General features: G+C 61.2%; 23 protein-coding genes and 2 tRNA genes. 15 read left to right on the top strand and 10 right to left on the bottom strand.

The features are described from left to right. Nucleotides 1-301 precede the first annotated feature (301 nt). The 4 genes from QWU44_RS08490 to QWU44_RS08475 all read left to right on the top strand — a co-directional run bounded on the left by QWU44_RS08490 (nt 302) and on the right by QWU44_RS08475 (nt 4,701). Complete coding sequence (locus tag QWU44_RS08490) at nt 302-1,753, top strand: glyceraldehyde-3-phosphate dehydrogenase (RefSeq protein ID WP_370915240.1); 1,452 nt, start codon at nt 302-304, stop codon at nt 1,751-1,753. A gap of 117 nt (nt 1,754-1,870) precedes the next feature. Then, nucleotides 1,871-2,047, top strand: coding sequence for a hypothetical protein (locus QWU44_RS08485; protein WP_370915373.1), 177 nt, complete (start codon nt 1,871-1,873; stop codon nt 2,045-2,047). Nucleotides 2,048-2,542: 495 nt separating this feature from the next. Then, nucleotides 2,543-4,219: a S8 family peptidase gene (locus QWU44_RS08480; RefSeq protein WP_370915239.1), complete on the top strand. Its 1,677-nt coding sequence runs from the start codon at nt 2,543-2,545 to the stop codon at nt 4,217-4,219. 5 nt (nt 4,220-4,224) lie between these two features. Continuing rightward, a complete protein-coding gene (locus QWU44_RS08475) occupies nt 4,225-4,701 on the top strand; it encodes a hypothetical protein (protein WP_370915238.1) in 477 nt (158 codons plus the stop codon). Between the two features lie 22 nt (nt 4,702-4,723). Here the strand turns inward: QWU44_RS08475 and pth are convergent, their stop codons facing one another. The 5 genes from pth to QWU44_RS08450 form a co-directional block, all read right to left on the bottom strand. Next, nucleotides 4,724-5,350 carry an aminoacyl-tRNA hydrolase gene (gene pth / locus QWU44_RS08470; RefSeq protein ID WP_370915237.1) on the bottom strand — a complete coding sequence of 209 codons (627 nt, stop codon included), beginning with the start codon at nt 5,348-5,350 and terminating at the stop codon, nt 4,724-4,726. Nucleotides 5,351-5,500: 150 nt separating this feature from the next. Further along, nucleotides 5,501-6,151, bottom strand: a complete 651-nt coding sequence (locus QWU44_RS08465; RefSeq protein ID WP_370915236.1) for a 50S ribosomal protein L25/general stress protein Ctc — start codon at nt 6,149-6,151, stop codon at nt 5,501-5,503. A 257-nt stretch (nt 6,152-6,408) separates the two neighbouring features. Beyond that, entirely contained in the window at nt 6,409-7,386 is a 978-nt protein-coding gene (locus QWU44_RS08460) for a ribose-phosphate diphosphokinase (protein ID WP_200251108.1), read from the bottom strand. Between the two features lie 2 nt (nt 7,387-7,388). Beyond that, complete coding sequence (glmU, locus tag QWU44_RS08455) at nt 7,389-8,888, bottom strand: bifunctional UDP-N-acetylglucosamine diphosphorylase/glucosamine-1-phosphate N-acetyltransferase GlmU (RefSeq protein ID WP_370915235.1); 1,500 nt, start codon at nt 8,886-8,888, stop codon at nt 7,389-7,391. 154 nt (nt 8,889-9,042) lie between these two features. Beyond that, nucleotides 9,043-9,114: transfer RNA gene (locus tag QWU44_RS08450), tRNA-Gln, on the bottom strand. An 86-nt stretch (nt 9,115-9,200) separates the two neighbouring features. Here QWU44_RS08450 and QWU44_RS08445 point away from each other — a divergent pair. The 3 genes from QWU44_RS08445 (at nt 9,201) to QWU44_RS08435 (ending at nt 14,279) form a co-directional block, all read left to right on the top strand. After that, nucleotides 9,201-9,869, top strand: coding sequence for a TetR family transcriptional regulator (locus QWU44_RS08445; protein ID WP_370915234.1), 669 nt, complete (start codon nt 9,201-9,203; stop codon nt 9,867-9,869). 71 nt (nt 9,870-9,940) lie between these two features. After that, nucleotides 9,941-13,624, top strand: coding sequence for a transcription-repair coupling factor (mfd, locus tag QWU44_RS08440; RefSeq protein WP_370915233.1), 3,684 nt, complete (start codon nt 9,941-9,943; stop codon nt 13,622-13,624). 22 nt (nt 13,625-13,646) lie between these two features. Then, the gene (locus tag QWU44_RS08435; protein WP_370915232.1) at nt 13,647-14,279 is read left to right on the top strand and encodes a MazG nucleotide pyrophosphohydrolase domain-containing protein; all 633 of its coding nucleotides are present in this window, start codon (nt 13,647-13,649) and stop codon (nt 14,277-14,279) included. Between the two features lie 45 nt (nt 14,280-14,324). On the opposite strand, the gene QWU44_RS08430 is transcribed toward QWU44_RS08435, so the two are convergent. Both QWU44_RS08430 and QWU44_RS08425 read right to left on the bottom strand, forming a co-directional pair. After that, nucleotides 14,325-14,846, bottom strand: coding sequence for a hypothetical protein (locus QWU44_RS08430; protein WP_370915231.1), 522 nt, complete (start codon nt 14,844-14,846; stop codon nt 14,325-14,327). Between the two features lie 39 nt (nt 14,847-14,885). Further along, nucleotides 14,886-15,029: a hypothetical protein gene (locus QWU44_RS08425; protein WP_370915230.1), complete on the bottom strand. Its 144-nt coding sequence runs from the start codon at nt 15,027-15,029 to the stop codon at nt 14,886-14,888. A 147-nt stretch (nt 15,030-15,176) separates the two neighbouring features. On the opposite strand from QWU44_RS08425, the gene QWU44_RS08420 reads away from it, so the two are divergent. The 8 genes from QWU44_RS08420 to QWU44_RS08385 all read left to right on the top strand — a co-directional run bounded on the left by QWU44_RS08420 (nt 15,177) and on the right by QWU44_RS08385 (nt 22,592). Next, entirely contained in the window at nt 15,177-15,965 is a 789-nt protein-coding gene (locus QWU44_RS08420) for a lytic transglycosylase domain-containing protein (protein ID WP_370915229.1), read from the top strand. A 236-nt stretch (nt 15,966-16,201) separates the two neighbouring features. Further along, the gene (eno, locus tag QWU44_RS08415; RefSeq protein ID WP_370915228.1) at nt 16,202-17,479 is read left to right on the top strand and encodes a phosphopyruvate hydratase; all 1,278 of its coding nucleotides are present in this window, start codon (nt 16,202-16,204) and stop codon (nt 17,477-17,479) included. Between the two features lie 116 nt (nt 17,480-17,595). Beyond that, complete coding sequence (locus tag QWU44_RS08410) at nt 17,596-18,201, top strand: septum formation initiator family protein (RefSeq protein ID WP_370915227.1); 606 nt, start codon at nt 17,596-17,598, stop codon at nt 18,199-18,201. Between the two features lie 44 nt (nt 18,202-18,245). Further along, nucleotides 18,246-18,803, top strand: a complete 558-nt coding sequence (locus QWU44_RS08405) for a DUF501 domain-containing protein (protein WP_370915226.1) — start codon at nt 18,246-18,248, stop codon at nt 18,801-18,803. Next, a complete protein-coding gene (locus QWU44_RS08400; RefSeq protein WP_370915225.1) occupies nt 18,800-19,756 on the top strand; it encodes an exopolyphosphatase in 957 nt (318 codons plus the stop codon). Before QWU44_RS08405 ends, QWU44_RS08400 begins: the two co-directional genes overlap by 4 nt. A gap of 49 nt (nt 19,757-19,805) precedes the next feature. Next, nucleotides 19,806-19,882: transfer RNA gene (locus tag QWU44_RS08395), tRNA-Leu, on the top strand. Between the two features lie 551 nt (nt 19,883-20,433). Further along, nucleotides 20,434-21,606: a helix-turn-helix domain-containing protein gene (locus tag QWU44_RS08390; RefSeq protein WP_370915224.1), complete on the top strand. Its 1,173-nt coding sequence runs from the start codon at nt 20,434-20,436 to the stop codon at nt 21,604-21,606. A gap of 155 nt (nt 21,607-21,761) precedes the next feature. Continuing rightward, nucleotides 21,762-22,592 (top strand): Bax inhibitor-1/YccA family protein, encoded by an 831-nt coding sequence (locus tag QWU44_RS08385; protein WP_370915223.1) that lies wholly within the window; start codon nt 21,762-21,764, stop codon nt 22,590-22,592. Nucleotides 22,593-22,788: 196 nt separating this feature from the next. Here QWU44_RS08385 and QWU44_RS08380 read toward each other — a convergent pair whose 3' ends face one another. The 3 genes from QWU44_RS08380 to QWU44_RS08370 form a co-directional block, all read right to left on the bottom strand. Then, nucleotides 22,789-23,346, bottom strand: coding sequence for a hypothetical protein (locus QWU44_RS08380; RefSeq protein ID WP_370915222.1), 558 nt, complete (start codon nt 23,344-23,346; stop codon nt 22,789-22,791). A 32-nt stretch (nt 23,347-23,378) separates the two neighbouring features. After that, nucleotides 23,379-23,903 carry a transcription elongation factor GreA gene (gene greA / locus QWU44_RS08375; protein ID WP_370915221.1) on the bottom strand — a complete coding sequence of 175 codons (525 nt, stop codon included), beginning with the start codon at nt 23,901-23,903 and terminating at the stop codon, nt 23,379-23,381. A gap of 315 nt (nt 23,904-24,218) precedes the next feature. Then, nucleotides 24,219-24,677, bottom strand: coding sequence for a DUF4307 domain-containing protein (locus QWU44_RS08370; protein ID WP_370915220.1), 459 nt, complete (start codon nt 24,675-24,677; stop codon nt 24,219-24,221). Nucleotides 24,678-24,726: the final 49 nt, after the last annotated feature.

Below are 24,726 nucleotides of genomic sequence, written 5' to 3'. Positions count from 1 at the left end.
CTAGATGATTGCCTTGGTCACAGTGTGTTCTCCTCGTCTGGCGCTTCGGAGTCATTCATGGGGTGTGGTGGGGGTGGGTGTATTCAGGGGTGGGTGAGGGGCTTTTGTGTGAGGTTGCCATGTTCCCGGGGATGGTTGGCTGGTGACTATCTTCTCGGGGGCATTAGGGTAGGAGGTAGATCCACAACTTTGGTCTGCACGGTGTTGTTATCTTGCTTGGCCGAAGGTTTTTCACCCCCTGAACAATCAACTTTCCGGTTATCCGGTTCAGGTCCGACCCGAAAGAGGACACTTCATTTCCATGACGGATTCGATTGCTACGCACCGTAATTTCCATGAGCGTCTCGCACTGGCGGAAGAGATGGTTCCGCTCCTCGGGAAATTGCACCGGGAGCGCAATGTGGTTACTTCGATCTACGGGCGGCTCTTGGAGAACGTCACCGCCATCGACATCGTGAAGTCGCACCGCTTCGCACGCCGGATCACGGAGCGGGAGATGTCGCTCTCCGCGACCCTGCCCATCGTGCGGGAGCTCGTTGAGATGGACCTTGGAACAGCGTCCATCGACATCGGACGTCTGGCCACCCGCTTTCGGGAGGAAAGGTCCGACGATCTCAGGGGATTCCTCGAGAAGGAGCTCGCTGAGGTCATCGGCACCGCAGAAGCGACCCCCGAGACCGATGTCGTACTCTACGGGTTCGGCCGCATCGGACGTCTCCTGGCTCGCATTCTCATCGCCCGTGAGGGCCGTGGTCTCGGTGTACGACTCCGTGCAGTGGTCGTCCGGAGGAACGGTGACATCGACCTTGAAAAGCGGGCCTCTCTGCTTCGGCGTGACTCCGTTCACGGTCAGTTCGATGGCACCATCAGCATTGACCGGGAAAAGAACGTCATCTGGGCGAATGGTACGCCGATCCAGGTGATTTACTCCTCAGATCCTGCGAGCATCGACTACACCGAGTACGGCATTGACGATGCTGTCGTCGTGGACAATACCGGGCGTTGGCGGGACCGTGCGGGGCTGGAACAGCACCTGAAGTCGAAGGGGGTGTCCCGTGTTCTGTTGACCGCCCCGGGGAAGGGGGAGCTGAAAAATATCGTCTACGGGATCAATCACTTCGACATCGAGGATTCTGACCGGATTCTGTCTGCGGCGAGCTGCACCACCAACGCGATCACGCCTGTGCTCAAAGTCATCAACGATCGCTACGGAGTGCGTTTCGGCCACGTGGAGACGGTCCACTCGTTCACCAACGACCAGAACCTCATCGACAACTTTCACAAGGGTGAACGACGTGGCCGGGCCGCGACGCTGAATATGGTGCTCACGGAAACCGGGGCCGCGAAAGCGGTGGCTAAGGCATTGCCGGAACTCGGGGGAAAGCTCACCGGCAATGCGATCCGCGTCCCCACCCCGGATGTGTCTATGGCGGTACTCAACCTGACCCTGGACAAGGAAACGACCGTCGATGAGGTGAACGCCTATCTCCGTGATGTCTCCCTGAAATCGGTGCTTCGCCAGCAGATCGGGTACATCAAGTCCCCGGAAGTCGTCTCCACGGACTTTGTCGGAACGACCCAGGCGGGCATCGTTGATGGTCTGGCTACCATCGCGCAGGAAAATCACCTGGTTCTCTATGTCTGGTACGACAACGAATTTGGATACTCCAGTCAGGTCATCCGGATCGTGGAGGAGATTGCCCAAGCCCGCCCGATCGTTCTGCCACGCCGTCGGGAGATCGACGAACTCTAGGCTGTCGTTGGTCGTGGCCTGCCTTGGGGTAGGTCATGACTTTTTATGGGGGTGATCTTCTGTCGGAAGCCGGTGCTTGAGGTGTCAGAGGGCTCCGGTGGTTATACGCTCGGAAATGTGGACATGGCGAAGATGCGGCGGAAGGCCGCCAAGGGCGGAAAGAAGAAATGTTGCCGCTCCCGGCGGCGGTGCAAGCTGTGTCCTGTCGTGCTCAAACGCCTGGAGAAGACGTGTGCCTTCGACCTGGATGATTTGGCGTTGGAGAAAGCCTGGGCCAAGGCTCGGGTCCGCTGATTGGACTTCCCGGTGGTTGTTGGCAGGCTTGGCGTGCCATGATGCGGTGTTTTGTGTCGTGGGGTGGGGAAGTGGTGCTGAACGGGGGTTGCGCTGTTTCATCAGCGATTGCTCTCCGGAATCTCAGCGGTGATTTTTCGGGGATCGGATGCGATCGTCGGGGGTGGTGTCGGTGTCTTTGAGGGGTGGCTGTCACAGTGGGAATCCTGAGAACGGGTGTCCGGTGTTCGGTTCTTTTTTGTTGAAGCATCACCATCGGTGCAGGTGTAGTCACCGTCCGCGCGTAAATAAAATTAGGAAACTTTAAGATAGTATCTGTGTGGCGCGGAGACCTGGGGGTTACTTTCGGGTGCAGCAGTGGGGGTGGTCAAAAAGATGTGGGGATCTATGGTTTAGCCCCTTTTGGGGTGGGGGTGCTCCGAGTACGTTTGGTATTCCCAGTACACCTTCGTGGCGTGGGACTCCTCGCCACGAACTGACAGAAAGGTCCACCGTATGAGTGTTCTTCAGATCCCCGGAAGCGTGGAACGCCGCGCTTCCGGCAGCTCACCCCTCAGGCGGGTATCGCGTACAGCACTGGCAACTACTGCAGTGGTCGCCTCAGCCTGCCTCGTCACCGTGGCTCCTGCGGGAGCGGAAGACGCAGGTCTGGATACGTCCATCAACAGTGTGCGATCAGGGTCTCGATTGGCCCCGCACATCGAAGCGGAACCCGATGCAGAAGGTTTCGACCGCTTCATCGTCGGATTCCACGACGGAGAACGCACTGACATCGACGAGGTGATCGCCGACACCGCCCGGGTGGGCGCATTCGGACATACACAGGCAGTAGTCGACACGGGGGCATCTGAGGTCGCAGAGACCGCCACCGGCGCCGTCGTGGTCTCCACCGAGCGAAAGCTCACTGAAGCGGAGGCCGAAGACTTCATGGAGACGATTCGCTCCAGTGACAAGGTCGAATATGTCGAACCTGACGCACGGATGACAATCTTCTCCACCCCGAACGACAGATACTATGACCGCCAGTGGCCGATCCACGGCACCAATGGTGCCCGCATTGACGGTGCCTGGAAGAACGCTCCCGATGCGGAAGACATTGTCGTCGCGGTCGTGGACTCGGGCATTCTTCCGCACCCTGATCTGGACGATCAGGTCATCGACGGATACGACTTCATTTCCTCTCCATCCGTATCCCGAGACGGAGACGGACGCGACGCAGACCCCTACGACAACGGGGACTGGTTCAACCGGGGCGAATGCGGCAATCCCCAGGGAGCGGACTCATCATGGCACGGCACCCACGTCGCCGGAACGATCGGAGCCGCGACCAACAACGGTATCGGTATCGCGGGGACAGCCCCCGGGGTACAGTTGCTCCCAGTCCGTGCCCTAGGCAAATGCGGTGGTGTCACCTCAGATATCGCTGATGCCATCATTTGGGCGTCTGGAGGAGAGGTCAAGGGGGTTCCGGCCAACACCAACCCCGCTGACGTCATCAATCTCTCCCTCGGTGGAGCGGGCCGCTGCTCACGTACGTACCAGCGTGCGATCAACACCGCAGTCGATAACGGTGCCACCGTCGTTGTCGCTGCCGGAAACGATGCGATCAACGCCAGCCGGGTGCAGCCTGCGAACTGCGACAACGTCATCACCGTTGCCGCGTCGGGTGATCAGGGGGCGCTGGCGGTCTACTCCAACTACGGTGAGACCATCGACATCACCGCACCGGGTGGAGACATGTCCAACGGTGCCGGTGTGCTATCCACCCTGAACAACGGAAAACGGTCCCCGGGGCGTCCCAACTACGCGTTCTACGAGGGGACCTCGATGGCCACTCCGCTGGTTTCAGGTGTCGCCGCGCTACTGCGTAAATCCGAGCCCGAGCTCACCCCCGCTGAGATCAAGGAGCGTATCAAGGACACTGCCCGTCCCATGCCGCGCTCCTGCCCCCTCGGCTGTGGAGCCGGGCTAATTGATGCTGAGGCCGTCATCGGTGAGGTTGAGGAACCGGTTGAACCGGTTGAACCGGTTGAACCCGAGGAAGTGGAAGCCACCGCCCCGGAACCCGCCCCGACTCCGGACCGGGACAACCGCCGTCCAATGACGTATGAAGAATGGTTACGGATGATCCTCTGGCTCGACCGTTACGGGCTAGGTAACTTCTGGAGGTAACAACCATGTTCCCGTGCCCCGCCACAGCCCATCGTCTCGGCACTGTCGCAGCGGCGATAATTGTGTTGACGCTCAGCGCCGGCTGCAGTTCAGGTCAGTCCCCGGAAATTGCGATCCCGACGACAGGCAAGCAGGCGGAGATGTCCCCGACGGATGCACCGACCCAGAATGATCCAGCTCCCGCCAGCGCTGACGGCGTGATCGTCTACTTCTCCCCGGAGTCCGCCGACACCCTTGATCAGGACGCCCGCAGAGCTCTCATCGCTGCGGCGGCGAGGAGAGCAGGAATCGGTGAAACTGAGATCACCCAGTCCGGAGTCGGAGAGCTGGTGATGGTGGTCCGGTCCACTGAATCACTGTCACGGGATGCGATGGACACCCTTATCCTGGAGCTGACCACGCTGCCGGAGGTCGAGGACGTTGAAGTTGATTCTCGTGCGACGATCCAAGGGAATGGTGGCGGGAGTCGGGAGCCTCAGTAATCCACTCGGCCCCGCGTGGGAATCAGCGTGAGTGGATCTCGTTTTGTGCGATCCCCAGGCCACGGATTGCGATGAGTTCCACCGCGTCGGCTGCGTCCGCGCACTGGATCGCAAGAGCCGCACACTCGGACTGTGGAATCGGCCGCAGAACATAGTCTGCTGGATCCATGCGCCCCGGGGGACGCCCGATGCCCATACGGACCCGGACATAGTCCCTGGTCCCCAATGACTTACTGGTGGACTTCAGACCATTGTGACCGTTCTCCCCACCGCCGAGTTTGAGCCGGACGACGCCGGGATCGAGGTCCAGTTCATCGTGGATGATGACGATATTGGCCGGGCACACCCCGAAGTATGAGGCGAGAGCCTTGACAGGACCTCCCGACAGATTCATGAAGCTGCGCGGTTTCGCCAGGATCACCGATCGCTCCCCGATGCGAATCTGAGCGATCTCGGCGTTCGAGCGCTTGTGCACGCTGAAGTTTGCGGGAGAGGGCGTCACCCGCTCTGCAAGCTCATCAACAACCATAAATCCGATATTGTGCCGGGTGGCCGCGTACTTTGGCCCGGGGTTTCCCAACCCGACAACAAGCAGTGGCCCGGTGGGGGAGGGCGCGGTGTTCTGTGAAGCGGCGTCAGGTGAATTCACGCCGAATATTGTCGCACACTGCCCTGGCACTGACCGAACGGAGAATCCCATAATCGAAGACACCCGTTCCGGATCCCGCACCACATGAGCGGGCCGGGTCCGGAACGGGTGTCTTCCTTGGGCGGGGGATACCACCCACAGCGCGAGGAATTACTCGCTGTCGTTAGTCGGGCCCTCTTCGGTGGCTTCGACGGACTCGCCTTCAGCATCGCCTTCGCCTTCTTCACCGGGCTCCGGCAGTTCTTCTTCCTCGGGTTCAACGATGTTGATGATGAGCATCTCGGGATCGGAGACCAAGGTGATGCCCTCGTCCAGCTTGACGTCGGCGGCAGTGATCTGAGTACCGATCTCCAGCCCCTCGATGTCGATCTCGAACTCTTCCGGAATGGAGAGCACAGGTGCCTCGACAGCGAGGACATCGGCGTCCTGGATAACCATGGCTCCTGGAGCGGGCTCACCGGTGTGGACAACCGGAACTTCGACCTCGATCTTCTCTCCGCGGGAAATTGCGAGGAGATCGACGTGGTCGATGTTGAAGGTCAGGACATTCTGGTCGAGGTGCTTGACGATAGCGAGCTGCTTTTCGCCCTCGATGTCGACATCGACGACGGCGTTGACGCCGTGGTTACGGATGATCGCGGTGAAGTCAAGGCGGTCGACGGTGACGTGCAGGGGCTCATCGAGGGTCTTGCTGTAGATCACGACGGGGATCAGACCGTCGCGGCGGGCGCGACGCGCTGCACCCTTGCCGAACTCGGTACGGGGTGCAGCTTCGAGCGGGGTAGCCTTGTTGATGGCCATGATGTTCTCCTGGTGCGTTGGTTGGACAGTGAGGTCTGGTCCCGGGTAGACACAACAAAAGCCTGCGGGACCCGGGTTCTCGTCGAGTCATCGCAGGCTGTCCGTCCTCCGCATGCGGAGGGGGCGCTTCATGCGTCACATCGCGTCGATAACGGCCGATCCTGGGGATCAGCCCTCGCCGAGACGTTCATGACAGTACCACGCCCCCGGAACCGGGCACAATGTGCCGCAGCGCGGGGCTGTTCGCGTTCGCGGTATCAGGCCTGGCCCTCGAAGAGGGTGGTCACTGATCCGTTCTCGAAGATCTCGTGGATCGTCTTCGCCAGCAGTGGGGCGATGGATAGAACCGTGAGGTTGTCCCAGCCATCCGTGTTCTGGGGAAGTGTGTCAGTCGCAATGACTTCGCGGGCACCACAGCGGGACAGCCGTTCGCGGGCGGGACCGGAGAACACACCGTGCGTGGTGGCGATGATGACGTCGCCGGCACCGGCCTCACGCAGGACCCCGACGGCACCGGATATGGTGCCGCCGGTATCGATCATGTCGTCCAGCAGCACACAGGTGCGGCCTGCGACATCACCGACGACACGGTTCGCGGTGACCTGGTTGGCAACATCGACGCTGCGGGTCTTGTGGACGAACGCCATCGGCGCACCGCCCAGTGTGTTCGCCCATTTCTCGGCGACCTTCACTCGGCCGGCATCGGGGGACACGACACAGATGTTCTCCAGGCTGTAGTTCTTCTTGATGTGCTCGGTGAGGATTGGCATGGCGTGCATGTGGTCGACGGGGCCATCGAAGAAACCCTGGATCTGGTCCGTGTGCAGGTCCACGGAAACGATGCGGTCCGCCCCGGCGGTTTTGAGCATGTCCGCTACGAGCCGGGCGGAGATTGGCTCGCGACCGCGGTGCTTCTTGTCCTGGCGGGCGTAGGGGTAGAACGGCAGGATCGCGGTGATGCGCTTCGCGGAGCCACGCTTGAGCGCGTCGATCATGATGAGTTGTTCCATCAGCCACTTGTTCAGCGGTTGGGTGTGTGACTGCAAAACGAAGGCGTCACAGCCTCGGACAGACTCTTCGAAGCGAACGAAAATTTCTCCGTTGGCGAAGTCGCGCGCTGTGGTTGGGGTGAGCTTGACTCCCAGCTCCCGGGCCACCGCCTCACCGAGCGCCGGGTTGCCCCGGCCGCTGAACAGCATGAGGTTCTTCTGGTTGTCGATCCACTGGGCAGACATGTCTATTCTGCTTCGCCTTCCTGATTGTTGACCCTGGGCTGCGCTGCTGCGCGTGCGGCGGCGTCCGCGGCCGGAGTACCGGGCCGACGGCGCTGCACCCAACCTTCGATGTTGCGTTGCCGCCCGCCGGAGACGGCCAATGCCCCGGGTGGGACGTCATCCTTGATTACTGTACCTGCCCCGGAGTATGCCCCGTCACCGACGGTCACGGGGGCTATGAACATCGTGTCACTGCCGGTGCGGACGTGACTGCCGATGGTGGTGTGGTGTTTGTTCACGCCGTCGTAGTTGACGAAGACGCTGGAGGCACCGATGTTCGATTCCTCGCCTATCGTCGCGTCCCCCACATAGGTGAGGTGCGGAACTTTGGAACCACGCCCGATGGTTGCCTTCTTGGTTTCGACGAAACCTCCGAGCTTGCCCTCTTCACCGAGGTGTGTCCCGGGGCGAATGTAGGTGAACGGGCCGACGGCGGCGCGTGGCCCGATGATGGAATCCGATCCGTGGGTGCGGATGACGGACGCCCCCTCGCCCACGATCATGTCGGTGAGAGTCGTGTCCGGTCCTATGGTGCAGTTATCCCCGATGACCGTCTTACCGCGTAGCTGTGTGCCCGGTTCGATGGTGACGTCGCGGCCGATCTGAACATCTACGTCAATGAAAGTAGAGGCTGGATCGACGATGGTCGCGCCGTCGCGCATCGCCTCCTCACAAAGGCGACGGTTGAATTCGGCACTGATGGCTGCGAGCTGCACCCGGTCATTGACACCGGCGATGATCGACGGATCATCGAGACGGTGTCCCCGAACGGATCGGTCATTGTCCCGCGCGATACCGATGACATCGGTGAGATAGAATTCCCCCTGCGCATTGTCGGTGTCTAGCTGGGTCACAGCGGTGCGCAGCAGCTCCGCGTCGAATGCGTAGACGCCGGAGTTGATCTCGGTGATCTCAAGCTCGTCTTCGGTGGCGTCCTTCTGCTCGACGATCCGGGTGACCTCACCATCCGGGGTACGCACGATTCTGCCGTACCCCGTCGGATCGTCGACGGTGGCGGTGAGGACGGTGACTGCGGCCCTAGGTTTGGTGTTGTGCTCATCGACGAGTGCGCGCAGGGTCACTGAATTGATCATCGGCACATCGGATGTGGTGACGACGACGGTGCCGGTGAAACTGGAGGAGAGCTCTTCGAGCCCGCAGGCGACGGCGTGTCCCGTGCCGTTCTGTTCTTCCTGGTGCGCGATGCCGACGGATGTGGTGCCGAATCTTGCTTGGAGTGCGGGCACCTCCTCCGACACCGCTGGAATCACTTTGTCCCGTTGATGTCCGACGACCGTGATGATGTCGGCCGGTCGCAGGCCCGCCGCCGCATGTAGGGCGTGGGCGAGCATGGTGCGTCCAGCGACTCGGTGAAGCATCTTCGGCGTTGCGGACTTCATCCTGGTGCCGGCTCCGGCGGCGAGGATGATGACTGCGACACCATCATTGGGGGTCTCGGTCATTTGTCTCCGATCATGAGGAGGAAGCTGTCTCTCCACCCCACGCTACCGGACCAGCGGGGGCTCATCCGGTCACTTCGTGTGGCGGATGTTTCGCCGAGGCCCGCAGCCCCGTTTCCTGCGCTGTCTCCCGAGCGGGATTCATCAGTCAAAAAAGCTTCCCCGCCAGGACTCGAACCTGGAAAGCTGGTACCAAAAACCAGAGTGTTGCCAATTACACCACGGGGAAACGCCCGGAAAAGATCCGCAGCAGTTGGAACTCTACCGTATGGGAGGGCGGTCTTTCGACTCGGGAGGGGCGGTAGGATCATCTACATGGTGAGACAGCGCATGACCGGCAAACAGAGACGCGAACAGTTGATCAGCGTCGGCCGGGAGGTTTTCGCCGAGCGGGGCTTCGAAGCGACCAGCGTGGAGGAGATCGCTGCACGTGCCGCGGTGTCCAAGCCGGTGGTGTATGAACACTTCGGGGGAAAGGAGGGACTCTACGCGGTTGTAGTGGATAGAGAGATGCTGCGGTTGGAAGCCCTGATCACCGGCGCATTGTCCACCGGCCGGTCGCGGGAAAGGATCGAGCGGGTGGTGCTCGCCCTGTTCAGTTATGTGGAGGAGCACACCGACGGTTTTCAGATCCTCGTACGCGACCTGACCCCCGGAGTGGAGCGGAGCTACTCCACGATGCTCAATGATGCGGTCGGCCAGGTTGCGCACATCCTCGCCAACGCCTTCACTCGGTCGGGACTGAATCCGGATTATGCGGTGTTGTACGGTCAGGCTCTGGTGGGTATGGTCTCGACGACCGCCCAATGGTGGCTGGACGTCCGAGAACCGACCAAGGAGGAGGTTGCCGCCCACATCGTCAATCTTTGCTGGAACGGTTTGGCGGGGATGGAAGGAACACCGAGACTGCGTTCCATGCCGGATCCGGTGGACGGTGCGAGTCCCGTGGACAACGAGGACATCGGGGGCGGCGTCCCCGGGTAATCACCCGGATCGCCCACCACACCATCAGTATTGGGGCCAGAGCCCCGGAACACCACTCTTCAGGAGCCATCTTGCCCGAGAAAACGTCCGCGTCGGCACCCGCGCTCGCCGGTCTGCTCAAGGTCGCCGCCACCGATCCGAAGCTGAAAGGGCTCGTCGCCCACGTTGATGATCCGCGCCTACACGTGACGGGAATCGATCAGGTCCGGTCGTGGATGATCGGCACACTCGCACAGCACACCCCGCTGCTGGTAGTAACCGCGACGGGCAGGGAGGCGGAGGACCTCACTGCAGAACTCGGGGCAATGCTTGGGGAGAAGGTGGCATGGTTCCCGGCCTGGGAGACACTTCCGCACGAGCGTCTGAGCCCAGGCGTCGATACCGTTGGGTGTCGGGCGAAGGTTCTCCATGACCTGTCAGCGGGGCGGCTGCGTGTCGTGGTAACCGCTGCACGAGGCTTCTGCCAGCCCGTACTCCAGACCTCTCCCGGGCGTAAACCGGTGGTTCTCGAAGAGGGGCGGGATTATGATTTCGGTTCCCTGGTCCGTGAACTGGTCAGCCGGGCGTACAAGCATGTCGACATGGTCGCGCGGCGAGGTGAGTTTGCGACCCGGGGCGGCATCATCGACATCTTCCCCACTACCCTGAGCTACCCGGTGCGCGTGGAATTCTGGGGGGACGAGATCACCGAGGTTCGCCAGTTCTCCGTCGCGGATCAACGCACCATCTCCGAACTCGAGGTCGGTGCGGTGGAGATCTACCCCTGTCGTGAACTGCTCGTCGACGCCACGGTTGCCGGACGGGCACGGAAACTCGCGGTCAGTCATCCTGGCAACGCCACCCTGGTGGAGCTACTGACCACGTTGGGGGAAGGTGAACCGGCAGACGGCATGGAGGCCCTGATCCCGGTGCTCACAGACACCCCGCTGGTCAGTCTTCCGGAACTCATGCCAGAGGGCACACACATCCTTGCCTGTGCCCCTGAGAAGATCCGCACCCGAATCGAGGATCTGGTCACCACAGATGCCGAGTTCCTCGCCGCCGGCTGGGAAGCTGCCGCGATGGGGGCATCCGGTCCCGTCGCGGCCGAGGGCCTGGATCTATCTGCGGGATCATACCGGTCGTGGGAGTCCCTCGTGGTGTCCGCACGGAACGTGGGGTCCCCGTGGTGGACGTTTGGACCATCCGGGATGCTCGGTGACGCCGCGGAATCGGAGACACTACCACTCGAATTTGTTGCGGGACCGACCCCGCGTGGTGATCTGAAAGAGATCGACGCCATGATGGCTCTGCTCCTGGAACACACCCGAGCCGGTGGGCGCGCAGCGTTCATCGCACCGGGTGCCGGTCCGGTCAAACGTATGACGGAGCGTTTCCGGGAGAAGGGAATTCCCGTTCGCGCAGCGACGCCGGGCTGGGAACCGAGCCCGGGTGAGGTCACCCTCTACCGGGCGCTGAGCCACGCGGGGCTGGTGTTCCCGAAGGTCCGGAAGCTGAAGGATGCGGCGGCGCTGCCCCTGGTCGTCATCACCGAGACAGATCTGACTGGCAACCGGGTCGGGGACATCGCGGGAGCCAAGCGGCGGCCCGCGAAGCGTCGTAACAAAGTTGATCCGCTTGCCCTGAAGCCCGGGGATCTCGTCGTGCACGAGTCGCACGGTATCGGCCGATTCGTGGAGATGACTGAACGGACGATCACCACCGGCGACGGCACATCGCGCCGGGAATACCTCGTCATCGAGTATGCACCGTCGAGACGTGGCGGCCCCGGCGACCAACTCTACGTCCCGATGGACGCCCTCGACCTGCTCTCCCGCTATGTCGGAGGCGAGAAACCCGCACTATCGAAGATGGGGGGATCGGACTGGAAGAACACCAAGAAGAAAGCCCGGTCCGCAGTCCGGGAGATCGCCGGTGAACTCATCGAACTGTATGCGAAACGACAGGGTTCCCCCGGGCATCCGTTTGCCCCGGACACTCCATGGCAGCGGGAGATGGAGGAGAACTTCCCCTACGTCGAGACCGAGGATCAGATGCTCGCGATCGACGCCGTGAAGGAGGACATGGAGAAACCCGTGCCCATGGACCGGGTCGTTGTCGGCGATGTCGGCTACGGCAAGACCGAGGTTGCGGTACGTGCCGCGTTCAAAGCGGTCCAGGATGGGCGTCAGGTCGCGGTCCTCGTTCCCACGACGTTGCTCGCACAGCAGCATTTGTCCACCTTCACCGAGCGCATCGACGGGTTCCCCGTCAGTATCGAGAGTCTCTCCCGATTCACCTCGACGGCAGATTCGAAGCGGATCCTCGCGGGGTTGGCTGACGGCGCCGTCGATATTGTCATCGGTACCCACCGACTGCTTCAGACCGGTGTGAACTGGAAGAATCTCGGACTTGTCATCGTGGACGAGGAACAGCGCTTCGGTGTCGAGCATAAGGAGCACATCAAGGCACTGCGTACTCACGTCGATGTGCTCACCATGTCTGCGACACCGATCCCGAGAACCCTCGAGATGTCGATGGCAGGCATCCGGGAGATGTCGACGATCCTCACGCCACCCGAGGACCGGCATCCGGTCCTCACCTACGTCGGTGCACAGGAAGACAAGCAGATCGCTGCGGCGATCCGGCGGGAACTGCTACGCGACGGGCAGGTATTCTACGTGCACAACAAGGTCAAGACCATCGAGAGGAGAGCAGCGCAGCTCCGCGAACTGATCCCCGAAGCGAGGGTTGTCGTCGCTCACGGACAGATGGGGGAGGAACAGCTCGAACAGACGGTCCAGGGATTCTGGGACCGTGAATATGACGTGCTCGTGTGCACCACCATCGTCGAAACGGGCCTGGACATCGCCAACGCCAACACCCTCATCGTGGAGAACGCCCACCACATGGGGTTGAGTCAGTTGCACCAGTTGCGTGGCCGGGTAGGGCGCTCCAGGGAACGCGGTTACGCGTATTTTCTCTATCCGAAAGGACAGATGCTCACGGAGACCTCCTATGATCGGCTGGCGACGATCGCGCAAAACAACGATCTAGGAGCCGGCATGGCTGTAGCGATGAAAGACCTGGAGATGCGTGGTGCCGGTAATGTGCTGGGTGCAGAACAGTCCGGACACATCGCGGGCGTCGGATTCGACCTCTACATCCGGCTCGTCGGCGAAGCTGTCGAGATGTACCGCGCCATCGCTGACGGTAAACCACTGGATGCGACGGACAAGACGCCGAAGGAGATCCGGGTCGATCTCCCCGTCGACGCACACATCCCCGAGAACTACATCAATTCCGAGCGGCTGCGCCTCGAGGTCTACCGGAAACTCGCGCAGTCCCAGTCGGAGCAGGATCTGAAGCTCGTTGTGGAAGAGATGGAGGACCGCTACGGGCCTGTTCCACTGGAAGTGGAACGTCTCCTGTCGGTTGCACGACTGCGTCACCAGTGTCGTGCCGCGGGGATCACCGATATCGGTGTTCAGGGTACCCGGATCAAGGTGCACCCGGTTGAACTTCCCGATTCGAAGCAGGTCCGGTTGAAGCGGCTTTATCCGGCGTCAAATTACCGGGCGGCGGCGCAAGCCATCCAGTTGAGTTTCCCTAAGGCAGGCCGGAAGATCACGGACCCGCAGCTTCGTGATGTGGCTCTCATCCAGTGGTGTGCGGACTTCCTCAGTGGGATGTTCGATATCCCTGCCGTGGATGTCACCGCAGGTCGAGATACAGCGGGAGCCAGAAATCCAGGGATCATCTCGATCCGGGGGTGAACATCGCCGTTACCATGTCGGCATGACGGTTCTCATCCTTGATCCCGGGTCTCCGACATTGATTCCCGCTGAAACAATCACCGCTGCCCGAATGGCCGGTGATTCCGTCGCCTTTGGTGAGGTTGTTCCAGCGACGGTGCGGGAGCTCTTCGGCGCTCTGGGGGTACGGCAGTCAGGGGTGCGGAGTGCGACTCTGTGGGTGGACACTGACCCAGCGTCAGCGGAGGTGCGCCGCCGCGTCGAGGCGGGTGAACGGGTTGGTGGACCCGGTGCATCCGGTATCGGCGCAGCCCGGATCGCGATGTCCCGTGCCCTTGAGATCGGGGAGTGGGAGAGAAACCAGGACCACGTCAGTCTCCTGCCCTATTTACGGGAGGAGACCGAAGAATTCGCGGAAGCCGTACAGGCGCACGCGGCGGGCTATCCCGAAGCCGTGGTACCCCTTCTCGGTGAACTGGCGGATGTGCTGCTGCAGGTGCTCTTCCACGCGGAGATTGCGGCGTGCAGGGGAGATTTCGATTTCACCGATGTCGCTGATGCGTTCACCGCGAAACTCCGCAGCAGGGCGCCCTATCTTTTTGACGGAACCACCTCAATGGTGTCCGCGGAGGAACAGGAACGGATCTGGCAGGCCGCGAAGAACCGGGGCGGGTGACAGTTTTTCGCCGGTTTTCTTCAGCGGAGTGCGCTGGGAAACGGGTCAGGAGCTCAGTGCCGGAGGGAAGGCTGGTGCGGGAACGGCTTTTTCTCCCGTGGTGAGACCGACGATCTTGTCCAGGTGGAATTTACCGGGATTGAGGGCATCCAGGAGTTTTACCAGTGCAGCGATGATCTTGGTGATCTCGGAGCTACCGAAGCCATCACCGATGGTGGCGTCGCTTTCTTTTTCCACCAGGTCACACTTCGCGGCGCGTTCAGCTAGTTCCTTTGCCTGCTCCGTGGTTACTGGCTCCGTTGCATCCGGGCTGCCGTAAAGCTGCTGGATAAGTGCTGTGTTGTCATCGTCGATCGCTTTGCGCAGTCCTTTCTCGGTCATTTTCTTCTTCAGGAGACCGGCGTCGGTGAGAACGCTCTCGACATCTCCGCAGGAAATCGCCGATGCCTTGGTGTCTCCGAGGAGGAATCCGTTGAACTCGGTCTGGTAGGCGGATGCAGGTGCAGCGAACCCCGCAGCGGCAAGTGCGATCGTTGTGGTAGCGGTGATCAAGCGTTTGTTAAACATGGTGCTCCTCTTGAGGCAATTCTGTGGTTTGCTGCCACCCTATCCGAAAGACTGATCCAGCTCCCGCCGTGGTGCTGCGATCTCATCGTCCGGGTAGCGGGCCGGGGTGACCGCTGAACTCTGTGCGGGAAGCTGGCGGGAGAGATCCGAGCTGCTCATCGCCGCGAGAAGAACGGATTTCATCAGTCTGCGCTGTCAGGCCCCGGCACCCGGGGGAACTCTGGCACGTGGTGGAACTGAAGTGACGGAAAGTGTTTTTTGGTGGTGGCGGGTGCACGGGTAACGACGGATTGGGGTGTCGTGACCCCTTGGTGGGTAGAATGCGCCGCTATGAGTTCTGGAGTCCGCCGCCCCTTCGTCGCCGGCCTCACCTCGGTTCTGGCCGTGGTGATGGTCGTCGCCTTCGTCGGTTGGGTCCTGTCTTTCCTCAACGGCCCCAGCCCGATCCGTCAACTGCAGCCTGTCCCCGATAATGTTCCGCCCGCGACGGGAGAGGCTGTTCCCCGGATCGACGTCAACGCCCCCGGACGAACCTCGCTCAAGCTCGGTTTCTGGGCTGAACCTCTCGCCGCGGACACAGGCATCCCCGTGGCTGCGGTGCAGGCCTACGGAAATGCGGTGCTCATTGCCCAGGACAGTTGGCCGAACTGCAATCTCTCCTGGAACACCCTCGCGGGAATCGGTTATGTCGAAACCCGTCACGGAACCTATTCCGGGAAGCTCTTCGGGGCCGCGAGAATCGGTGAGGACGGTGTGGTCAATCCACCGATCATCGGTGTTCCGCTTGACGGTGGTCCCGGGCTGGCCAGGATTGCGGACACCGACGGTGGTGCATTGGACGGGGACACGGAAGTGGACCGGGCAGTCGGGCCGATGCAGTTTATCCCGTCCTCGTGGCGGATCTACGGGCGTGATGCGAGTGGGGACGGCGTGGCTGATCCCCAGCAGATCGATGATGCGGCTCTCTCCTCGGCGGGGCTGCTTTGTGCCCATGACAGAAATCTCGGAACTCCGGAGGGGTGGTCGCAGGCGGTGCGTTCCTACAACAACTCCAACGATTACCTGATCAAGGTAAGGGATGCCGCGGCCGCCTATGCGTTACGCCAACCACCGGTGTGACATTCTGCCCGGTTGAACGTCTCGGCAGCACGGCCGGACATTTCATGGAACAATTGACGGTGAGCGTTCCGCATGGTCGCCGACCATCAGATTCCTCCGGGGTATGTCTCCCTAAAGTGCCCGGTTATTTCCGGTTTCCTGGGGAATTGCCCGGGTGGTGTGTTCCGGTTGAGGGCCTTGTGCGGCGCCACGTAAAACGACAACCGTATGAACACCCAAAAGCATAGGAGGCCATTGTGGCTGAGATCATGCACGTATTCGCCCGCGAGATTCTGGATTCCCGGGGTAACCCGACCGTCGAGTGTGAGGTCGTCCTCTCCGACGGTTCCGCAGGAAAGGCGGCTGTTCCGTCAGGCGCTTCCACCGGCGTACATGAGGCACATGAACTGCGTGACGGCGGCGACCGTTACCTGGGTAAGGGTGTGCTCAAGGCTGTTGAAGCCGTCAACGAGACCATCGTCGACGAACTCGCCGGCATGGAAGCTGACGACCAGCGTGAGATCGATCAGGTCATGATCGACGCCGACGGTACCCCGAACAAGTCCAAGCTCGGAGCGAACGCCATCCTTGGTGTCTCGATGGCAGTGGCCCACGCCGCAGCCGACTCCGCCGGCCTGCCGCTCTTCCGCTACATCGGCGGCCCCAATGCTCATCTCCTCCCGGTGCCGATGATGAATATCGTCAACGGTGGCGCACATGCCGACTCCGGTGTCGACTGCCAGGAGTTCATGATCGCTCCGATCGGTGCCACCAGCTTCAGTGAGGCACTCCGCATGGGGGCGCAGGTTTACCACACCCTCAAGGGCGTCATCAAGGAGAAGGGCCTGTCCACCGGTCTGGGTGATGAGGGCGGCTTCGCTCCCTCGGTCGGTTCCACTGCAGAGGCCATTGACCTCATCGTCGAGGCCATCGAGAAGGCTGGCTTCACCCCGGGCGAGGACGTTGCTCTTGCCCTTGACGTCGCGGCCTCCGAGTTCTACAAGGACGGCAAGTATCACTTCGAGGGTGGCGAGCGCACCGCTGAGGAGATGAGCAAGGTCTATGGCGATCTCGTCGCCAAGTACCCGATCGTCTCCATCGAGGATCCGCTGAACGAGGACGACTGGGAGGGTTGGAAGGCTCTGACCGCCGAAATCGGCGATAAGGTTCAGATTGTCGGCGATGACCTCTTCGTCACCAACCCGGAGCGTCTCAAGCAGGGCATCGATAACGACGTCGCTAATGCGCTGCTGGTCAAGGTCAACCAGATCGGTACCCTGACCGAGACCTTCGACGCAGTCGAGATGGCCCACCGTAACGGTTACCGCTGCATGATGAGCCACCGTTCGGGTGAGACCGAGGACACCACCATCGCAGATCTGGCTGTGGCACTGTCCTGCGGCCAGATCAAGACTGGAGCACCGGCCCGCTCCGAGCGCGTTGCCAAGTACAATCAGTTGCTTCGTATCGAGGAACTGCTCGGCCCGGCGGCACGTTACGCCGGACGCGCGGCCTTCCCCCGTTTCGGTAAGTAACACCCCTCCTGGATCAGGACGCACCGGGTCCGGGTCTCCCCTGAAGGGAGGCTCCGGGCCCGTTTGTGCGCCGGTTCTCGCGTGTCCGCCCACTGGCACGGTACGATCAACACACCATGGTGAATAAAGCACACAAGCGGCGGGGCCGGGTACCCGTGACCAACCGTACGAAATCCGGGCGGCGGCCCGACACGGTGGTGTCTGCACGTGCGCAGGGGGCTGGTGGGCGGTTCAGTGCACTGCAGGTCGGAATCCTGATTGGCGTGCTCATTCTCGTTCTGGTCATGATCGCAGTACCGGTGCGCAACTATTTTCAGCAGCGTGCGGAGATCTCCCGGCTTAATGCGTCCATCGTTGAACGCAGTGAACGCCGTGAGATGCTCATCGAGGAGATCGACAAGTATCGCTCTGATGCCTACGTCCGTGAGCAGGCCCGGAAACGGCTCGGGGTCATAGAATGGGGCGAAACTCCTTTCCGTGTCATCGATCCGGAGATCACCGCGAGTACAACAACCGGTTCTGGAGAGCGAGACACTGCGGCACCGGTCAGTACCGACTGGTGGACCGTACTGTGGAACTCCGTGGCGAATAGGGATAGCGGCGTGAGCTTTCCGGGATCGGAATCAGATCCCGGCTCCACCGAAGAACCCGGGGACGGTATTCCACCGAGCATCGTGCAACCGCAACCGGATGCGCAGACTGATCCCGCCCCAGCAGACTGACCCCGTACTTTCCCGCAGTGCGGGATGACAAGGAGAACAAGCCAATGACCGTCACCGACGCAGATATCGCGCACGTTACTGAGCAGCTCGGTCGTACTCCGCGTGGTGTGGTCGACATCGCCTACAGGTGCCCGGACGGGGCGCCTGGTGTGGTTACGACGTCACCGCGGCTGCCCGACGGAACGCCTTTCCCCACGTTGTACTATCTCACGGACCCCAGGCTCACCGCCGAAGCTTCACGGCTTGAGGTTGCCCACGTCATGAAATGGATGACTACCCGCCTCGTCGAAGACACCGAACTCGCATCGGACTATGCCGCCGCACACCGCCACTACCTTGAACGTCGTAACGCCCTTGAGGATCTCGGTACCGACTTCTCCGGTGGCGGAATGCCGGAGCGGGTGAAGTGCCTCCACGTCCTCATTGCCTATGCTCTCGCAGAAGGTGCGGGGCACTTCCGTCTCGGTGATGAGGCCGTGGCACTCGCCGCCGAACACGCCGGGTTGAGGGGAACAGCTATCCCGGAAGACTGGCCGAGCTGTTCTGACCTCGGTATCGACATCGGACAGTTCGACTTCAGCAACGCGGAGGTGCGGAAATGACCCGGCTCGCCGCAATCGACTGCGGCACCAACTCCATTCGACTGCTCATCTGTGAGGTCGGCGGTGGACAGACCCGGGAGATTCACCGAGCGATGGAAATCGTTCGGCTGGGTGAAGGAGTGGACGCGAACGGCGAGATTTCGCCGGCCGCGCTCGATCGTACCCGGGCAGCTCTCGAGCGCTACGTCGAGATCATGGAGATCGAACGTGTCACTGATGTCCGTATGGTCGCCACCTCTGCGACCCGTGACGCCCATAACCGGGAGGACTTCTTCCGGATGACCCGCCAACTCCTCGGGCGTATCAAGTTCGGCGCGGTCGCCGAGGTTATTACCGGAGAAGAAGAGGCCGCCCTCAGTTTCCGTGGTGCGGTGGCTGACCTTCCGGCTGAGATTGGCCCTTTCTGCGTCATCGACCTCGGAGGTGGATCCACGGAATTTGTCGTCGGAACCATAGACGGGGGAATCCTCGGAAGTCATTCCGCCCAGATGGGCTGTGTCCGGGTCACCGAACGCATCATGCGTTCAAACCCGGCCACCGACACCGAGGTCGAGATCGCTCGTGAGTATGTTGCCGAGCGCCTGGAGCAGGTTCGTGCCATCGTTCCGGTCGACCAGGCCCGTACCTTCGTCGGCTGCGCGGGGACCTTCACGACGCTCTCAGCACTCGCACTAGGCCTGGAACACTATGACGCCAGCGCCATTCACGGTTCCATCCTCCGCTTCGCGGCACTCCAGGTGCTCACCGACCACCTCATCTCCGAGACTTCGGAGCAACGGGCCACAAATCCGGTCATTCACCCCGGGCGTGCGGATGTTCTCGGTGGTGGTTCCGTGGTTGTCCAGGGGATCATGGATCTCGCCCGCGAGTCCGCCGGAGCGGACCACATGGTTATCTCCGAGAAGGACATCCTCGACGGAATCATCGCCGGGCTCGCCGACGAACTGGAGTAGCAGCACCATCCACGGTGTATTGCACGGATACGCTAAACTGTGCCGGTACGCCCCTATAGCCCAATTGGCAGAGGCAGCGGACTTAAAATCCGCGCAGTGTGGGTTCGAGTCCCACTGGGGGCACCATGAGCAGGGAAAACACCCTAGATCGCCAGCGAAAAGCGGTCGAGGTGTCCAAAGTATCGGGATGACGTGTGGAATGGTTCGTATCGTCTGGCCCGGTTTGGACTGTTGCTCCGCTTGGTGGAGAGGGCAGTTCTGGCCTGCTCAAGGATTCATCAGATCGGGGACGTGAACAACTGTGGCCCCCTGTGTTTTCGTGTTTTCGGTGGTGCGCCGTGTGATCGGGGATGTGCGGTGGGCCTCAGCATCCTCCGGGGGCCATAGTCGGACAGAAGCTTTTATCACATGACGTGACCGGGGGATTCGAGATGGAGTGTGATTTCTGTGTCTGAGTGCTTTACTGGGTGCTTGCAACTGTGATTTTTCGCACGGTACCCCATGATAGGGGTAAATAATTGCGTGGGGGTATACGAAAGAAGGATAGGGTGACCTCAGAATATGGCCCAATCGCCAACTAACGGCAGTGATTGTCACCTGTGTAGAACGTGCTCTAATATCGCTTTGCCGTTAACATCATTTAGGTTAGCGTCGCCTAAAGATGATTGAGGTACGACATGGTTGTCTCATACCCCCACCCGGCCCTTTTGTGGTGTCACTCGGGTTCCGCGACCATCAGCGTCGGAGCCTGGGAATGTGAACTACCTGCGGGTGAGCTCTGCTATGCGGCAGGTCCGTCTACGGTGTCCGGCGATGGTCTGGTCATTCCCATCGTCTTTCCGAATCTGGGTATTTCAGGGCCTTCGCGTCGGGTCCACCTGGGCGTGGACTGGGGGGATTTCATGGTCTACGAGTTCTCCCGTTCGCTGGGTTATCTTCGTGGAACACGGACCTTGTCTCCGGAGATCTCGCGACTCTTCGATGACCCGGCCGCACCACCTCCTGCCCCAGAAGCCGAGGAAGCCAACGCTGTAGCCCAGCGTCTGCGTATCAATCCCGGTGACCAGACATCTCTCGAAGAGTTTGCGGAGCAGTACAGGGTTTCCGCAAGGACTCTCCAGCGTCAGTTCCTCGCCTCGACGGGTCTGACATTCTCCGAATGGCGTACCGCGTACCGGGTTTCCTCTGCCGCCGAACTCCTCGCCAGGGACTTCTCGGTGGCCGTCGCGGCTAATCTCGTCGGGTTTGCCGCGACTTCTTCGTTGACCAGGGCGTTCCGCAGGCACACTGGTTGTACGCCGTCTGCCTACACGCCCGGTTCCGTGGGGATGGCTCCGGCGGGCACCCCGCCGCAGATTCCTTCATCGAGTACCTGGCACCGTTCGACGGGATCAGATGTCGTTCTCTGGGTCTATCGTGGTACCGCGACATTGACCACTCCCGGGTACTGCCGCTTCCTCGGAAACGGAGATAGTGCGACGATCCCGGCGGGCACCAACACCAGGCTCGACATCGCCGCCGGATCGATCGCCCTGCCGATGAGTGCCGCCGACGATCTCGACGAGGCGCCCCGCCTCGAGGATGTCGTTGACTACTACCGGAGCGCTCTCGGAGTGGTCACACGGAGTGACACCGCTTCGGCGCCGTCCGTGTTCACCTTCACGCAGAAGATGGATGAAGCGCGGCAGCTTCTCCGTGCAGGTCTCCGCCCCAAAGATGTCTCACGGACAGTGGGATATCGTTCTACGGCCGCTTTTTCCCGGGCATTCAAGGGAATGCACGGTATATCGCCACGGGACTTCCAGAACGAACAGTTTGCGGAGATTGCCGTCCGTTCCGCGTCTCAGTGATCTGTTGACGATGAAACCCGGTGACAGGTCGGTAACCTGTTGCGGGGTTTCATCGGCCAGTTGTGCACGTCCGGGAACTTTGTGGCGGGTCCAGGCGTTGTAGGGATGTACACCTTCACGACGAATCTCGAACACAAGAAAGGACCAGGGACGACGTGCGTAGTAGTAACCCTGTTCTCAGTTCACTGACGGGCGGCTCGCGCCAGCCTCAGCAGAACCCCTACCAGACGGGCTACCCGCAGGCCGGCTACCAGGATCCGTACCTCGCCCAGCAGAGCGACGCATCCGGTGCACAGCGCCCGATCACCGTGGATGACATCGTCACCAAGACGGGCATCACCCTGGGTATCATCATCGTGCTCGCGGTGGTCAACTTCTTCATAGGGACGATGATCAATCCCGGCCTCGCGATCGGGCTCACCTTTGTTGGCATGATCGGTGGTCTGATCACCGTGCTGATCTGCACGTTCGGTAAGAAGTACGGTTCTGCACCCCTCACCTTGACGTACGCCGCCTTTGAGGGGTTGTTTGTTGGCGGTATCTCCCTGCTGCTCTCCGGTGTTCTCGTCGGTGGAGCGAATGCCGGAGCGCTCATCGGTCAGGCGGTACTCGGTACCGTCGGCGTCTTCCTCGGTATGTTGTACGTCTACAAGACAGGCGCCGTGAAGGTCACCCCGAAATTTACGCGCATCCTGATCGGCTGCATGATCGGTGTGATGGTGCTTGCCATGGGTAACTTCCTGATGTCTATGTTCACCTCCTTCAACGTGCTGCGTGACGGTGGACCCCTCGCCATCATCTTCTCCCTGGTTTGCATCGTGCTCGCCGCTCTCAGTTTCCTCGTGGACTTCGACTCCGCGGACAAGCTTGTTCGTGCGGGCGCACCTGCGAACATGGCGTGGGGCGTCGCCCTCGGACTCGCGGTTACCTTGGTGTGGCTGTACACCGAGATTCTTCGGCTGTTGAGCTACTTCAGCAACCGCTGACAGGCTGACTTCTTAAACTGCGGAAAACCTGACAAATTTCCCGTTATCCCTGCTGTAATCGCGGAAGGATGACGGGATTTGTCGGTTCTGAGATAGATTCGGGGAGATAGAAAACTCGCTGAACAAGACTTAACAAGAGAACCCGGACACCGTGGGTCTGCGCGGTGTCCGGGTTCTTGTCGTGAAGAGATATCGCTTACGGCGCTATAGTTTCCCCGTCGACGATGATCTGGGTGAATGCTATTCCCTGTGGGGTGTTGCGCGGCAGGTTCAACACCACGTCGACGTCCGGAGTTGTGCGCTTCTTGCCGTCGACACAGGTCGGGTCACAGGTGTTCGTGATCCGGGTTGCGGTTCCGGTCGCTTCTTCGGTGCCCCATGTGAGCCAGACGATGTCCACGAGACGGTCCTCGTTACCGGAGCAAGCCAAATTCAGAGTGGTCGGGCGCTGGGTGGGCGCACTGACACAGTTGATGACTCCGGGAAGGGAATCATCTGCATCAGCATCCGATGTGGTTATTGACGTCGATGCGTCGGAAGTCGACGTCGTCGTACTGCTCAACGTGTTCGAGTCACCGTGCTTTGTTGTGGTGGACGAAGGGGTAGCCGAGTCCTTCTCGATACTTGCGGGAGAGGACAGCTCGGTTGCGGTGACGACGCGGTCTTCGGTCGGAACCTCATGGGGGGGAGAACAGGCTGCAAGCGCCAGGGTGGCTGCAGCGACGGCTGCGAGGGTACGGGTACGGGTGGTCATGATCGTTTCCGGGCCTTTCATGTGGGGCTGGATTAGCTCTGGGAGCGCAGAGTGGCGTACTTCTCGGAGTTGTACGGTTCAGCGGAGACGATGGTGACACTGATGACTCGGCCATTCGGGGCCGTGTATTCACGGGTCTCACCTTCACGCGCACCCAAAACCGCGGCACCCAGCGGGGCCTGCTCCGAGTAAGTCTCGAGATCCTTGTTGTCACTGGCCGCTGCACGGGTTCCGATGAGGAACGTCTCTTTCTGGGACTCGTCGCCGTCGTAGTAGACATGTACGACGGAACCTACATGGGCCACACCTTCTTCCACGGCAGCCCGCTCGGTTGTGGAGTTGGCCAGGATCTGGGAGATCTGCTGGATGCGGGCCTCTTCCTCCACCTGCATCTCACGAGCTGCGTCGTAACCGGCGTTCTCCTTGAGGTCACCCTCTTCGCGGCGCTCGTTGATCTCCGCAGCGACCACCGGACGGTGCGCGATGAGCGCGTTGAGCTCCGTCTCGAGCTTCTTCTTCGTTTCCGGGGTGATGTACTGCTTCTGAATGTCAGCCATGGTGTCGGTGCCTTCCCAGTGTTCGTCGTCGAGGTCGACCGGTGGCTGTCGCGCACCGTCCGATCTGTCCCTGCGCCGATGCGGTCATCGGTGCGCTCGTCCGACGCGGGGTGTTCCCCGACTGACAGTGCCCCGAGTGCCCGTACCCGGAGGACGCTGAACGTCAGGGCACGGCCCACGGGGCGTGACTGTGGTGCCTTGGCATGTGCATCCGGTAACCGGGACACATGCTCGGGGAACAGCGCGGAACAAACGCGTGTCGTCAGGGCTGTTTCGCGATGGATTCTAACACACGGGTGGCGTTCGGGGGCCGGTTCAGCGAGGTTCCGCCTCTGTCAGATATGCGGGTACCTTCTCATGACAGCCATACACCTTGCCTGCGACGGGGAGACCTCTCGTCGGGACGTCGACGGTGTAGCGTTCCGTCGCATCGCCTCCTGCCGGAATCATGAACTCTCGACGGCCTACCTCGATCTTGTCGTAGTCCAGTGCCTGGATTATGCAGTAACTGTCGGCTTCGGTGTTCTTCCGGGTGACGTCAACGAACACTCGTAACGTCGACTCATCCTCAGCTCGCTCAAACCCCGATGTCGTCGCGTTGACCGTGGCGGCGGCAGTTTTCTGGAAGTACTGAACCGTGACCACCACGGCCACGACGAGAAAGAGAATCGCGCCTACCGCGATGATGCGGCCGGAGAGGTTACCGCGGCTGCCGTCGGCGGTGACGGCGTAGCGGTCGGTCGGAAGTGGTCGACGGTGGGGAGGGGTCTCCACGGTGGCGGTTTCCTGTCTGTCCGGATCCCGGCGGCGGTGGACACCGGAC

It is taken from the genome of Corynebacterium sp. CCM 9203 (genome assembly GCF_041357675.1).
In the GTDB taxonomy this organism is placed as follows: domain Bacteria; phylum Actinomycetota; class Actinomycetes; order Mycobacteriales; family Mycobacteriaceae; genus Corynebacterium.
The sequence above is the reverse complement of the archived record's forward strand: the minus strand, read 5'-3'. Positions and strand labels throughout refer to the sequence as shown.